At 54.1% G+C, this 14,172-nt stretch carries 12 protein-coding genes; 5 read left to right on the forward strand and 7 right to left on the reverse strand.

Features of this window, described 5'->3' with window-relative positions; genetic code table 11:
- Both VFO10_RS10145 and VFO10_RS10150 read right to left on the reverse strand, forming a co-directional pair.
- On the reverse strand, nt 1-644 hold a 644-nt coding region (locus tag VFO10_RS10145; RefSeq protein WP_325139649.1), incomplete at its 3' end, for an aminotransferase class III-fold pyridoxal phosphate-dependent enzyme.
- A 3-nt stretch (nt 645-647) separates the two neighbouring features.
- Nucleotides 648-1,298: a radical SAM protein gene (locus tag VFO10_RS10150; RefSeq protein ID WP_325139650.1), complete on the reverse strand. Its 651-nt coding sequence runs from the start codon at nt 1,296-1,298 to the stop codon at nt 648-650.
- Between VFO10_RS10150 and VFO10_RS10155 the strand changes: the two genes are divergently transcribed.
- Nucleotides 1,299-2,240 (forward strand): hypothetical protein, encoded by a 942-nt coding sequence (locus VFO10_RS10155; RefSeq protein ID WP_325139651.1) that lies wholly within the window; start codon nt 1,299-1,301, stop codon nt 2,238-2,240. It abuts the gene before it with no gap.
- A 189-nt stretch (nt 2,241-2,429) separates the two neighbouring features.
- On the forward strand, nt 2,430-3,284 hold the full coding sequence (locus VFO10_RS10160) for a hypothetical protein (RefSeq protein ID WP_325139652.1): 855 nt from the start codon (nt 2,430-2,432) through the stop codon (nt 3,282-3,284).
- Here VFO10_RS10160 and VFO10_RS10165 read toward each other — a convergent pair.
- The 5 genes from VFO10_RS10165 to iscB form a co-directional block, all read right to left on the reverse strand.
- Nucleotides 3,271-3,984 (reverse strand): lipoyl protein ligase domain-containing protein, encoded by a 714-nt coding sequence (locus tag VFO10_RS10165; RefSeq protein ID WP_325139653.1) that lies wholly within the window; start codon nt 3,982-3,984, stop codon nt 3,271-3,273. The genes VFO10_RS10160 and VFO10_RS10165 overlap by 14 nt on opposite strands.
- Nucleotides 3,985-5,364 (reverse strand): magnesium transporter, encoded by a 1,380-nt coding sequence (mgtE, locus tag VFO10_RS10170; RefSeq protein ID WP_325139664.1) that lies wholly within the window; start codon nt 5,362-5,364, stop codon nt 3,985-3,987.
- A 2-nt stretch (nt 5,365-5,366) separates the two neighbouring features.
- A complete protein-coding gene (locus VFO10_RS10175) occupies nt 5,367-6,404 on the reverse strand; it encodes an aminopeptidase (RefSeq protein ID WP_325139655.1) in 1,038 nt (345 codons plus the stop codon).
- Nucleotides 6,405-6,443: 39 nt separating this feature from the next.
- Complete coding sequence (ileS, locus tag VFO10_RS10180) at nt 6,444-9,620, reverse strand: isoleucine--tRNA ligase (RefSeq protein ID WP_325139657.1); 3,177 nt, start codon at nt 9,618-9,620, stop codon at nt 6,444-6,446.
- A gap of 64 nt (nt 9,621-9,684) precedes the next feature.
- Nucleotides 9,685-10,980 carry an RNA-guided endonuclease IscB gene (iscB, locus tag VFO10_RS10185; protein WP_325139658.1) on the reverse strand — a complete coding sequence of 432 codons (1,296 nt, stop codon included), beginning with the start codon at nt 10,978-10,980 and terminating at the stop codon, nt 9,685-9,687.
- 577 nt (nt 10,981-11,557) lie between these two features.
- Here iscB and VFO10_RS10190 point away from each other — a divergent pair.
- From VFO10_RS10190 to VFO10_RS10200, 3 genes are all read left to right on the forward strand, one after another.
- Nucleotides 11,558-12,676, forward strand: a complete 1,119-nt coding sequence (locus VFO10_RS10190; protein WP_325139660.1) for a hypothetical protein — start codon at nt 11,558-11,560, stop codon at nt 12,674-12,676.
- A 72-nt stretch (nt 12,677-12,748) separates the two neighbouring features.
- On the forward strand, nt 12,749-13,135 hold the full coding sequence (locus tag VFO10_RS10195; RefSeq protein ID WP_325139662.1) for a PilZ domain-containing protein: 387 nt from the start codon (nt 12,749-12,751) through the stop codon (nt 13,133-13,135).
- A 251-nt stretch (nt 13,136-13,386) separates the two neighbouring features.
- On the forward strand, nt 13,387-14,172 hold a 786-nt coding region (locus tag VFO10_RS10200), incomplete at its 3' end, for an acetyl-CoA C-acyltransferase (RefSeq protein ID WP_349259357.1).

The following is a 14,172-nucleotide window of genomic DNA, read 5'->3' on the forward strand; positions in this document are numbered from 1 at the left end:
TGCGGACGAATACCGGCACGGCCCTGAATGGGTTCGATAATGATGGCGGCGCAGCCGAAGCCCGCGGACTTTTGCGCGTGAATGGCTTTGCGAACGAGGCTGAGTTCACAGGAGAAAGGCAGCTCGGTCACACGATCTTCCGGCAACCAGCCGCGGAAAGGATCCTTGAAATCCTGACGCGAGGTTAAGGGAAGAATGCCAAGATCGAGTCCGTGATAACTGCCATGGAAATTGATGAAGCCTTTGGCTCCAGTGGCAATCTGCGCGGTTTTTACGGCGAATTCCACCGCCTGGCCGCCGCTGAGGGCAAGCCCGCCCTTGCTGAGGTGCGAAGGCAGAGCGGCTTTTAAGGTTTCAAGCATCTCGACTTTGGCAATGGATGGATACACATCCCCCATGCCGTGCGTAACGAGCGCCTCCTGGTTCATGGACGAGGCAAAAACGCGCTTCTGAACCTCGTTATTATGCCCAAGGGCCACGACCCCAAAACCCGCGCAAAGATCGATGTAAGCCCGTCCCTCGGCGTCCCAGATGGTACTTCCCTGAGCCCGGGCAAAAACCAGCGGATCCTCTTTCGCGTTGTAACTGGAATCACGACACTCCACGGCCTGCAATCGTTGCAGCCATTCCGCGTTGCTTGCCATGCCTCAAACTCCTTTGGCGCGGGGATGCCAGATGTATTTATGCTGCTGCAGATTCAAACGCACGCGGTGAAGACCGGCATCCAGAATCCACTCGACAAGGTCGGCGGGTTTCACAAGACCGAAGGCCGACGAGAACAGCACCTGAAAATGCTGATCCAGGTCCCCGGTGCGCACGCGATCGCGAGCCCATTCGAAATCCTTGCGGCTCGCAATGACGAATTTGATTTCATCCGTAGGTTTCAGATGGCTGAGGTTTTCATAGAGATTGCGATCCTCCATGCCGCTATCCGGGCACTTCAGATCCATGATGATATGAGTCGCAGGATGCAGATGTTCAATCGGCTCCGAACCGCTGGTCTCAATCATCACCTTGTAACCAAGTCCGATGAGGGTCTCGATCAAAGCCGGGGTCTCCGGCTGAGCCAGGGGTTCACCGCCGGTGATCTCGACCAAAGGACAGCCGAGTCGATCCAGTTCCGCCAGAATTTCGTCAAAATTCCGGCGCTCGCCCCCATGAAAGCCGTAGACCGTATCGCACCAGCGGCAACGCAGGGGACAGCCGGTCAAACGCACAAAACTGCAGGGCCACCCCGCATAAGCGGCTTCCCCTTGGACACTTTTATAGATCTCAGTTATGAGTAATGAGCGTTGCATGTGAGTTTCCTGGACAAGGACCGATTTGAAATGAATGAAGGCAATCGAAACGAAGCCCCTGTTGAAGCTGCCCGCGGCCCCTTCCCATGGCAAAGAGGCTGGTCACTCTTCAAGGCTATTTGGCCACAGCTGGTTTATATCAGTATGGCGGCGATCGCAATACCTCAGTACCTGGTTTATTGGATGAGCGCGCTCAGGGCCGCAAAAACGGTTCAGGAGATGAACACGCAGGTGCCTCAGGATTTTTTCTCGCTTCTGGCCCTCGTTGAATCCTTCAGTCTTTACAGCATTATGGAGCTGCTCGTCGCCGGAATTCTGGCGCTCTGGGGCTACCTCGCCTGGGTGACGGCGGCCTTCACGCATCTCGATGGTCATAAGGTCGAAACGATGCCGGTGCTGCTCAAAAGTCTGCGTCTTTTGCCCAGATGGATACTGACCGTACTCGTCCTGGCCATGCTGCTCTTTGTGCTGCTTTTTTTAACAGCCGCAGGGCCTGGCTTCGGCATCATCTCGCAGCTCCTTCTGATCACGCTCTGCGTCGTCGGCGTCGCGGCTCCCATTCTGCTCGTCATGCATCCACGCGTGGGAAAAGCCGTCGGTGGATCCTTGAAGATGGAATACACCAAAGGCAGCGGCATGACGCGCTGGTCGGCTTATTTCGTGCTTCTGACCTATGAAATGCTGCTGCTCGGCAGTCTCTCCCTGGTCGGGGCCGGCGTCAATGCTCTGAATCATCTCGATAATCGCATGGCCCTGCCTCGCTCGACCTGGTTTGTCACCAGCGATAGCTTTCCTTTCGGCGTGATTCCCATGCTGACCGAAGGCGTCAGCACCGTACTGAGCACGATACTTTTCGCGCTTTTTGCCATCATGACAACCAGCTTCGTGGCTGATCTGAAACGCATAGGCCGCCTGCGCTCGACCATTGAAATTCGCGTTTAATCCCAGGCCGCGACAGCCTGACTGGATCCCAGGATCCAGTCGCCCCGTCCCTTGTCCGTCCTTTCCCACGGGTGCTATACTTCCTTAAGCCATCTCCAAATAATTCAAGACGATCACGCGATCCAAAGACGCGGGCAAGTGGGTTGAAGCGTGCTGCGGTTTAGCCTCTCACTATTCATGACTTTTCTGGTGTCGACTGTCATCTCGGGCTGTCTTCTGACGCAAAATTTTGATGCCCGTTCCCAGGCGAGTTCGCACTTCGTAGCCCGATTTGTGGCGCATGCTATCCTGCAGCAGATGAACCGCCTCACACCGGGTCTGGAGGCTTTGAGCCGGGATGCTGCGATCTGGCAGAAGACGGCATTTCTTAAAGTGGATGACTTTGCGCGGCAGCATGGTCTGGAGCAGCTCAGCATTTTCGTCAAACCTAAAGGGCAGAATGAGTATGTGACCTTCACGACTCTGGTGCCGCGCGATCATCAGATCTTCACCTATGCCCCTGGAAAATACGGTTGGGAACGGATTGCGATCGGACGTGACGATGGGGAAAGCCAGCATTATCGACTTCGCTTCCCGCATCAGTTTTCCGGCACTGAACGCAAAATCACTCTTATTCGCGTGGACGATAAACTCTATCTGGATATCAACCAGCCTCTGGAGCCCGGCGTTGTGCGCATGGCGCTGCCGCTGCCGGATTCCTTTCTCACCAAGATGGAAAAAGAAACCGGACATCGCATCAGCTTCTATAATTCCAAAAACCAGTATATTGCCGGCATCCTGGAGCCCGATGTGGAGATTCCTGATCAGGGTTATTTCACCAACCTCGGGATTGATGGCGTTGATTATATCAACTACGCGAGCAGCGTGATGATTGAAGGATCCGAGCTGGCCAAGGTTGTGATCTCAATGGAACGGAATCGACTGACAGGAACGATCACGAAAATGATGCTCGTGATTTTTGGAGTGAGTGCCGCCCTCTCGGCTTTGGTCTGGGGCGGTCTTTTTCTTTATCGACGGAATCAGCTCAACATCAGCCGCCCCTAAGGGCCGCTTCGATCTCTTCCGGCTTGAGCCATTCCTCGCCCACACGGCTGAGCACATGCGGAATCTGTGCATCCTGCGGCGCAATCTTTTCGGCTGCAAAATTCCTGTCAACGAAGACCGGCAGATTCTCGACGAAAATATCCCGCCAGCGCTTGACGTCCTTTTGGCCCAAGGCACCAAGATCCGTAAGGAAATCGCGGTGACTCCGACCCTTGCGATAATCGGGCTCCAGACTCGGATGGGCCAGATATTTTTCAATCCACTCGATCTGCATATCGATAAGAATGGACGCCTGGTACATAAGATAATTGCGGCTGCGAAAGAGTGAAGTTCCGGCAATCTTCAGCTGGCCATGAACGATATCGGAATGCCCCCGCTGATCAAACGCAAGCTGCGGCAGCTCACGATTCAAACAGTCGATGACCGATTGATTCAAAAGCCGGAAATAGCGATCGTTCGCATAGAATTCCTTGACCCAAAGGCCAAGGCTGACGATCAGACAGCCCGAATGCAAAAGCACGGTGCCGCCCCCGCCGAGGCGTTTGAGTATGGGAATGCCATCCTCCACGCAGGCCCGGACGTTGACTTCCTTTTCGACTTTGTTGCCGCGTCCGAGCACGACCATAGGCGCCTCAGGAATCCAGACTTCCGTCGCCAAAGGCCGGGCGCAGGCCTTCAGAACCTGATCATCAATCCACATTCAGGGGCTCCCCTTCACAAGATCCTGCACCCAATAAAGAGTGAGGCACATCAGAAGCAGAAGACCAAGGATATCCACCACGGTGGCGATCACAGGAGCCGAGGCAATGACAGGATCCCAACGGAAGCGGCGCATGATAAAGGGCAAAAGGGCTCCCAGCAAAATGCCGAGGATAACAGTCACGCCCACCAGAGCCGCTAAAACCATCGCGTAAGGGCGATCGAGACCCTCCGCATAATGCGCAAAACCAAATCCAATCAAACCGAGCATCAGACCCAGGGCCAGGCCGATGAGGATTTCCCGCCCTAAGAGTCGGCCGAAGTCCGATCCCAGGATCTCCCGAACCGCAAGGCCTCGCATGGTCATGGCCGCGGCCTGCGAGCCCGCCATGCCACCGGCAGAGAGCACCATCGGCAAAAAGAGCAGCATCAGTCCAAACCCGGTTCGATCACTGAACATGTTTTTCAGGATCACAGAGGAAAGCATCGAAAGCACAAAGACCGCGACCAGCCACGATCCGCGCTTACGGATGAGCTGCCAGAGGGAAGTTTGGAAATAAGCTTCCTGCAAACTGCTCTGCCCGCCAAAGGCCTGGATATCCAGCGTGGCCTCTTCCTCGGCCACATCGAAAACATCCTCGGCTTCAATCAGTCCAATCATTCCGCCCTCTGTATTCAGAACGGGAATATAGGGCCGATCATACTTGCGGAACACATCCACCGCCTTCCGTCTGTCATCGGTCACCAGAAGCGTAACGAGCTGCCTATCCATCAGCTCATCGACCAGGATGCTGGCCGGATCAGCCAGGACGAGGCTCGAAAGGTTCACATGCCCCAGGAGTTTACCCTGCGGATCCACCACAAAAATCTGATTCAGAAGATTTTCCGGAACGCGGCTGCCGCTCCAGCGAATCGCGGCCAGGGCATCATGCACACTCATGCCCGAGGGAATCGAGAAAAATTCCGGATTCATCAGTCGACCGACGCTGCTCGCCTTATACGACAGCATCTGCCAGGTGATCTGCATTTCCTCGGGATGGAGCTTTAAAATAAGCTTTTCCCGAATTTCAAAAGGCAGGTTCTGCAGAAGATGGGTCCGGTCGACGGTTTCCATCTGATTCAAAAGCGAGGCCGACACAAGGTCTGGCAGCTGATCGAGCAGCTTGGCCTGCAACTCGAAAGGCAGGTAGGAGAAGACCTCGGCCCGACGGTCCTTGGGTATCAGTCGGTAAAGAACAATGCACGACACGATATCGAGCTGCGCGAGTATCTCGGACAGATCCGCAACCTCGATCTCTTTAAAGATCTGCCGCAATTTTTTAAAGGCCCGCTCGGCAAGCAATTGCGAGATTGATCCGGCCGTCGGTTTCAGAGCGTCCATCGTCACGCGCCTTTCTTTTCTGCGCTTATTGAACAAAGGCTATCCAGGGCCTCTTCCACAGTGGGAGCCTCGTCCTCGGCTTCACGCAAGGCTTCCAGGAAGTCCCCCATACGCTGCGGACGCAAACAGTCGAAGGCCTTTTGAAAACGCTGGGTATCAGGCGCATAAAGAGCGGCGCCAAGAATGGACGCGTTGTTCCACTCCCGATTCCGCGCAGCCGCCAGTTCCGGGGTCTTAAGCTCCGGAAAACGCTCACGGCGAAACGATGCAATGATCGCTGCCTTTTCCTTCAACTTTTGCTCAAGGTCCATAGGCTTGCTATAAAGCTCTTTCAGGGCATCGCGCAAGGCAAAGATCCATTGCGAGAGCTTTTCCTTTTCCTCTTTATAATTCTTCAACTCCGAAAGACCGACCCCACCCCTGTGAGCCTTCAGGTAAATCTCGGTCAAATGCAAGGCCCCGAATTCCGCCAGGTTTTCATTGAACGCGGCCGAGCCCTTGGACCAGAAGCTCCGGTGCACAAGCTCGTGCAAAAGGAGCTCAATGAAGTCCTCATCCCTGCGTTTGGTCATGGCATCATAAATGGGATCGGCGAACCAGCCCAGACTGGAAAAGGCACCCACGGTGCCCAGACTCACGTCCAGACCGTCGGCCCTGAGCTCCTGGGCCTTGGCATCACGGGCTTCACGATCAAAAAAACCGAGATAGGGAACCCGGCCGACAAAGGGAAACCACCAGGTTTTCAGTTCCAGACGGTCGGCTGCGGCCGCCTGGACCAGATAACTGACTGTTCCCGGACCGGGAGCTATGTAGTGTTGGTAGGCATCGCCGACGTTCAATCCCTGCTCGGCGGCGAATTTCAAGACTTCACGACTCAGAAGGAGCTTTTTACGCCCGGCCTCATCCAGATCGCTCTGCAGGGCTTCCGCGACCGGCATGCGACTGTTGAAGGCATTATTGAACCAATACGCCTGCTGCAGGCTGTAACAGGAACTCAGCAGCAAGGCGCACAGTCCCAAAATCCATCCGTGTCCAGGCATAAAAGAACGAGCCCCCTCTTATGGACTTCGGCTGCGTTCTCAGGCGCGCAACGGAGTGATACCGAGCTGAATGCTTTCTTCCGCCAGCTCGAAGGTGCCTTTGAATTCACTCGAAAGACTCTTCACCACCTCCAGCGTGCGACCCTGCGTTTCCGACTTGATATAGTCCTGGAACTGCAGCACCGCGCGACCGATCTCGTCACCGGCCTGAACCTGAATATCAATCCTGTCGGTCACCTGAAGACCGCTGTCTTTACGGAAGTTCTGAATCCGATTCACAACTTCACGGGCAAGTCCTTCAAGGATCAGCTCTTCGGTCAGATGCGTATCCAAAAGAACGGTCACGCCCATTGCTGTGGCAATGAGACGATCATCCTTGGGACCACGGTCGATAAGGAAGTCCTCGATGGTCAGCGTATGACCCAGAACGTCCGTACCGTTCCCGGATTCCACGACCGCCAGGAGTTTCGCGACTTCCTGTGGATTTTTATTCAGCCCTTCCAGATGCGTCCGCAGCGTGTTCAGATCCTTGCCGAGTCGCTTGCCCAGAGTTTTCAGGTTCGGCTTCACGGAAAGATTCACAAACTGGGTTTCATCCGTGCTGAACTGAAGTTCCTTCAGGTTCAGCTCGTTTTTGATCAGAGCCTGAGCGCTGGCCACATGATCGGCATCGGTCTGGCTGCGCGTGATCACCATCATGCCCGGCAGGACCTGACGGGTTTTGATCTGATGTTTGGCGCGCAGCGAACGGCCCAGCTCGGCGACCGTGCGGACAAGGTCCATGCGGCGTTCGAGGGCACTGTCGATGACCTTTTCCTCGGCCACCGGCATATCGCAAAGGTGAACGGAAGCCGGCACGTTGGCCAGATCTTCGGTCAGTCCGCGATAGATGCGTTCGGCTGTGAATGGCGCGAAAGGAGCCAGAATCTTCGAGAAAGCCGTCATCACATAATAAAGCGTCTCGTAGGCTTCACGCGTATCCGCGCTCAAGGTTTTTTCGCCTGCCCAGAAACGGCGGCGGCTGAGACGGATGTACCAGTTGGTCAGATCTTCGATGAAGGCCAGAACACGCGGCACGACGTTATAAAGATGATAGCCTTCCATTTCCTTATGCACACCGGCGATCAGCGTATGAAGACGCGAGATCAGCCAGCGATCGAGTTCACCCTTCACCTTGGGAGCCGCGCCGGTCACGAGCTGAGCCGACGGCTGCCAGCCATCTGCAGCGGCATACGTGGTCAAAAAGCTGAAGGCGTTCCAAAGCGGGAGTATCACCGAACGCGTCGTTTCCTTGACGCCGTCGTTGCTGAAGCGCAAATCTTCAGCACGCAGAACTGCAGAGTTCAGCATGTAGAGCCGCACGCTGTCGGCACCGAACGCGGAGATCAGTTCTTCCGGTGGCGTATAGTTTTTCCAGCGCTTCGACATTTTTTTGCCGTCGGCCGCCAGGACCATGCCGTTCACCACAACATTCTTGAAAGCCGGTTTGCCGAAGAGGCCGGCACTCAAAACCGCGAGGGTATAGAACCAGCCGCGGGTTTGATCCTGACCTTCCGCGATGAAGTCTGCCGGGAAAATTGTTTCAAAACGTTCTTTATTTTCAAAAGGATAATGCAGCTGTGCGTAAGGCATCGCGCCGGATTCAAACCAGCAGTCGAAGACTTCGGCCACGCGTTTCATCTGGCCCGCGCAATGCGGACATTTGAAACGCAGATGATCGATCTTGTGGATGTGAAGATCATCAACGGTCGCGCCGGTCAGTTCTTCAAGATCCTTCACCGCACCCAAAACCGTGCGATGCTGATCGTTCTTGTCACAGATCCAGATCGGCAGCGGCGTACCCCAGTAACGGTTGCGGCTGATCGCCCAGTCGCGCGCATTCTTCAGCCAGTTGCCCATGCGGCCCTGCTTCAGATGCTCGGGAACCCAGTTGATGGTGAGGTTATTTTCCACCAGCTGATCTTTGATCTGCTCGACCGCGACAAACCACGAGGGGATCGCGCGATAGATCAAAGGCCCGCCTGTGCGTTCGCACATGGGATAACTGTGGACCAAGGTTTCATGGCGAAGAAGATGCGCCGTGTCCTTGAGAGCCTTGATGATTTCCTTGTCGGCGTCCTTGACAAAAAGGCCTTTGAATTCAGGGATCATGTCCTTGAATCGGGCTTCCTCATCCAAAGGATCGACGATATCAATGCCAGCGGTCGCACAAACCCGGAAGTCGTCCTCACCATATGCTGGCGACTGATGCACGACGCCGGTACCTTCCTCGGTTGTGACATATGAATCGGCCAGAACCTGGAAAGCGTTCTTGTGATTTTTGAAGTAAGGGAACAATGGCTCATAGCGGCGACCGGCCAGATCACTCGCTTTGACTTCAGCAAGGATCTGATAGGGCTCGCCTTCGCCCTTTTTCTTTTTGAAAACGGCATCCAGGCGGGTTTTGGCCAGATAATAAGTCTCGCCATTTTCCGCGGCCTTGACCTTCACGTATTCGATATCGGGACCGACAGCCAGCGCAAGGTTGGAAATCAACGTCCAGGGTGTGGTCGTCCACGCAAGCAGGTAGGCGTCTTCATCGACGAGTTTAAACTTCACCGTGATCGCCGGATCCTGCACATCCTGATAATTCTGGTTGGCTTCGAAGTTCGAGAGCACAGCCGTCAGACGCGGGGAATAGGGCACCACCTTGTGGCCCTGGTAAACAAGGCCCTTGTCATAGAGCGTTTTGAAAACCCACCAGACCGATTCCATGAAGTTTTTGTCCATGGTGCGATACTGATTATTCCAATCCACCCAGCGGCCAAGGCGCGTGATGGTCTTCTGCCATTCGCCCACATAGTGCACGACAGATGCACGGCAAAGTTCATTGAACTTCGCCACGCCCATATTCAAAATATCCTCACGACCTTTCAGGTTGTGAGTCTTTTCGATTTCATATTCGACTGGAACACCGTGGGTATCCCAACCGAAGCGGCGTTCCACATAAAACCCGCGCATATTCCAGTAGCGCGGCACTGTATCCTTGATCGTATTCGCCAAGAGGTGACCGTAGTGAGGCAAACCGTTCGCAAACGGCGGTCCATCATAAAACGCAAATTCGCGCTGACCTTTGCGTTGCGCATTGGATTTTTCGAAAATCTTTTGCTCAGCCCAAAAGGCTAGGACTTCCTCCTCCATCTGGGGCAACTTGACGTTTGAGCTAATGGCTTTCATAATGTTTCCTCACAAGGATACCCACCGATTCATTGGTGGGAGGAATTGGGAGTACCCGCTTTTACTAAGAATTGACCGCGTAAGAGTATCCATCCACTCTCTGGAGGACTCGGCAAAAATTATGACTGATACCTTGCACTACTTTACCTTCCACTTTGACATTGAAACTGCCAGTTGACCTGACGGCAACGCGGCCCTGATAGCATCCAATCTTCTTGCCTTTTGTGACTTTGGCTTCGATGAAATCCCCAGTTTGAAAGCCAAAGACTCGCTTCTGCGCCTTGGGCGAGGTTCTGGGGAAGCCGTATCGATCTGGCAAGCACTTTAGCCGTGATCCCCGTGATTCAGCTTTTACTAAAAGAGGCTTATGCCGTGGATGAATGAAGACCTTTTCTCCGCTCTCACCGACACACGCGGCATCCACCCAATGATCCTTATGGTATTTTTGCCTAGAACGATTGGACTTGGTCATGCCGCCAGACCAAAAACTAATAGGAAGAGAAAATATTCCAAGAGCATTTCCTATCGCATAGCGGCTGGCATTGACTGCGGCGGCATCTTTAAGTGGGGTTTTCGAGTCTATAAGGATTCGCGCAAGCAGGTCTTTATTGTTTCTCAAAAAGTCCTCAACAGGCCGGTTTCCCTTTCTCTTGTTACAAGCTCGACATGCCAGCGTCAGGTTACTGATCCTATTGGAGCCGCCAAGGCTTTTCGCATGGATGTGCTCGACTTCCAAAGGGATACCTTCCTTCTGACAATAGGCGCACTTTCTCGCCCATTTCTCCAGAAGATATTCCCGAACCTCGTAACCGAGTAAGGTCCCTTGCTGATACTCCACGCCTGATATTTCGGGGTTGTCCATCTTCTGCATATCAAATCGAACAGTTTCCACAGCAATGGAGCAAACCGGGGAAAACCGTATAAGTTTAGCAGCCCAGCTCTGGACATTGTCAACACGTGATCTAAGCGATGGGGGCAGCCAGCCTTGGGACCTTAGACGATTCAAAAATCTCGGAGCCCTGTATCGCGTTTTTCTTGCCCTCCTGGACCTGCGAAATGAGCGGCGGGCCTCAAGTGCGTCTTTAACCGCTTGACCTCGGTGAGAAAGATTAGCTGCGAAAATGGTGCGCTTGCCGCGTCTGAAATCCCCCACCAAGGCCAAGCCTGTGGTCCTGCTTCCGGGATCGACTTTAAGCTCGATCAGTTGCACATCTCCATCGGCTCGATTTTTGAGAATAATCGTAAACGGAAAGCGGCGATAAACGGCCGCCTTTCGCTTCTTCAACAACTCTTTAGCACGTGCCGGGTGGCAGGGCATAAGAGCCCTTTTCGAATGTGACAGAACAAGAACTCGTTGCATGTTTTGAGTTACCTCAAAAATTTCCGCCTTCGCGGATAAAGGTCACCTAGGCAATGTTATCGAGCGGTTTATTTGCAAGCAGCACGGCCTTTACCCCTAAGATCTGTTTAACCGCTTGCCGCAGAGCCCAGGACTGGTGAAGCATCCGGGGGTGCCTATATGATTCGCTCATAACGGAGTCTCTTGCGAGACTAAGCCGGGTCAACCAAGCATGAATTTCGTTTCCTTCTTTCATGCCTGCCATTTCAGTGGCGGGTGATTGACCCGATACTCCTGGAAAATCCCTGCCAGCGAACAAGTTGCAATGTTGTACACCTTATAGACGAGCAGAACAACAGGAACAACCCCTTGAAAGCTCTGTCATCCTTGGTCTCTGCCCGACAGTAAGGCGGCCCAGGCAGCGAACAGCGACCGCCGCAAACTCTACTTTATCAAATGATTTTGGATAGTTAATCCCACGCAATTCCATGTAACTTTTTGGCACCCTGGTTGCAACCCACCCCTGTGGATGACTGGTGCCAGACATCCTTCGTTGATGTCCCCGTTGAGCCTTTAAGCGGTGTTGGAGCAGCTGAATATGGCGTCGAAAATCACAAAAAAGTCTTTCCTGACGGGAGTTTTCTTCCTGTCCGGTCTTTTTTTGTCCTCGATCAGCCAGGGTCAAAACGCTGAAGGCTGGATTGACAGCCGCCCCTTTCTGATCGAGAGCCCACGCCCCGTGGCTGAACAAAGCTTGATCTTCACCAAACCCCTTTTCGCTGCGATCAATAGGAGCCTTATGAATCCTGAGCAGCATCGCCAGCTGCTCGATCTTCAGGCGCGTACCGGCACCAAAGCTCAGGAGACGCGCCTTCGCTCCCTTTCCGTCTATAAATTAAGCTCCAATATCACCACCGCGCGTCCCACGGATGTGACCCGTTCGATGTCCACATTCCTGGGTCGGGAATTCAAATCCACGGCCTTGCCCGAAAGTCTGCGCACAGGCATCTCCTTCAATATCGGTGGCGATTCCAATGATGATCAGACCTCTGCTCATCAACCTCTGCGTTACGGTTTGATCGTGAAAAACGTCGAACCCAGCCCCGATGATTTCCGCATGGCGTCTGTGCCGATGACCATGAGTGACGACTATATGCTTGTGCAGCATGCGCCCAAAGCCCGAGTTCAATATGAGATCGGGCCTCTCATGCACGAAGCGGAACTGACCGATAGCAGCATTCCTTTGGCCACCGCCGAATCATCGAGCTGGATGCAGGGCCTTCCTGAATTTCAATTCCGCGGCCGCATTGCAGCCCGTGGCGAGCCGACGGCCAATCAAATCCTGCCGCCGCAGTCGATTCTCCTGGAGCAATCTCAGGGATTTTACGCAATCGACATTCATACGAGCCAGCTCCTGCACAAAGATGCCGTGTTCCATCGCATTCGAGTTCCCCTGGTCGGAACCATGACGCTGCGCGAGGAGCGGAATGAAAAATTCAAAAAAACCCGTAGTACTCTGGAAAATATTTATGTCAACGGGCCCTTGGCCTTGAATCTGGATTATTTCGGCCTGGAAAAACGCTATCAAACCGGACTCATCTATCAACGGGCTCTGACCCGCATCGAGCTCTATAATCATTTGCCCGAGGACTTTTCCACCCAAGGCGGGCTTTGGAAAACCCAACGCTTTGAGCTGAAGCTTCAGACCGCTTTCTGAGGTTCCCATGGACTCCGGCCGGACCCATGGCCTATACTTAAAGGATATGTACGGTCCATAAGGAGGCAGCTCTTGGCAGCCGATGCAAACAGTTTGGAAGCCCAGGTCGCCAAACCTCGCGCCAAACGCTATGTTTCTCATGCTCTCGTGGAAGTTCGCCGCTTCAAATGGCTTCCGTTTTTCTGTCAAAGCGCGGTCCTGCTCGATATCAGCACGGGTGGTTTCAAACTGGAATTCACCGGTGAAGTCTCGGCGACACCGGGTGCCCAGTACTGGCTGAATATTCCGCTGGCGCCGCTCGGAATCCCTGCTCCATCAAGGTTTATCTGCCGCTGTGAGTGTCGGTGGTTTGATCCCCAGCGCTTTCGCATAGGCGGCACCTTCCTGAATATGACCAATACTGACCACATGCTGATCGAGCAGATCGTTGCGAGTCTCAAAACCCGTGGCCAGCTTTGATTGGAACACATTTGTACCTTGATACCTTCCGCTGAAACAGCCTGCTGTACCAGGCTTTTGTCACGCTCGCACCGCTGCCCAGGGCTATAAAGCAACCTGGGCAGCTTGCTTTCGTGTCTCGCCCTCACTCTCCCAAGCCTTCCGAAGCCGTCCTTGACTGTCCGCCAAGCCCGAATTTGGTCTTGTTTAAAAAGCAAAAAGAATCCACATTGGGAGGCACCTTTGAACCACAGGACACTCGGGAGATACCTATGTTGAACGTGACCAAGTATCGTGCTCAGCTCCCTGATGGAAACGGCAAGCCTGTCTTCATCGATGGGGTGCGCACGCCTTTCGTCAAATCATTTGGCGCCTTTGAGAACGCCGATGCATTGGAACTCTATAGCCGGGTCGTCGACGGTTTGCTTCGCAAACTCGAATTCGATCCGCAGCATATTGATGAAATCAGCGCTGGCGTAGTCGTTCCGCAAACCAAGAATGGTAACGTGGCCCGTGACGCTGTCATCAACCTGGGATTGCCGCCGCATATCCACGGTTACACTGTGAACCGCGCCTGCACCAGCAGTCTGCACACCATTGCCGATGCCGCCAAATCCATAACCTTCGGCCAGCCGCTGACCACCCTCGCCGGTGGCGTCGAGGTTCTATCGGATGTGCCCATCGTTTATTCCAAAGAAGCGCGTCAGTTTCTCTTGTCTCTGAACAAGGCCAAGACCCCGGCGGACAAGCTTGCCATGCTGTCCCATTTCTCGGCCAAGGCCTGGCTGCCGAAACCGCCTGCCCTGGCTGAACCACTCACGGGACTGACCATGGGTGAAAGTGCGGAGATCATGGCGAAACTCAATAAGATCTCGCGCGAAGAGCAGGATAAGTTTGCTCAGGCTTCGCATCGTAAAGCCGCCGAAGCGCAGAAAGCCGGTCGCTTCGATGATGAAATCATTCCGGTCTGGGCTCCTGCCGGCTTTGAAGCCGTGGATAAGGACAACATCATCCGCGGTGACACGACCCTGGAAAAACTCTCCACCTTGAAGCCAGCC

Origin of the sequence: Oligoflexus sp. (assembly GCF_035712445.1) — a bacterium.
Taxonomy (GTDB): domain Bacteria; phylum Bdellovibrionota_B; class Oligoflexia; order Oligoflexales; family Oligoflexaceae; genus Oligoflexus.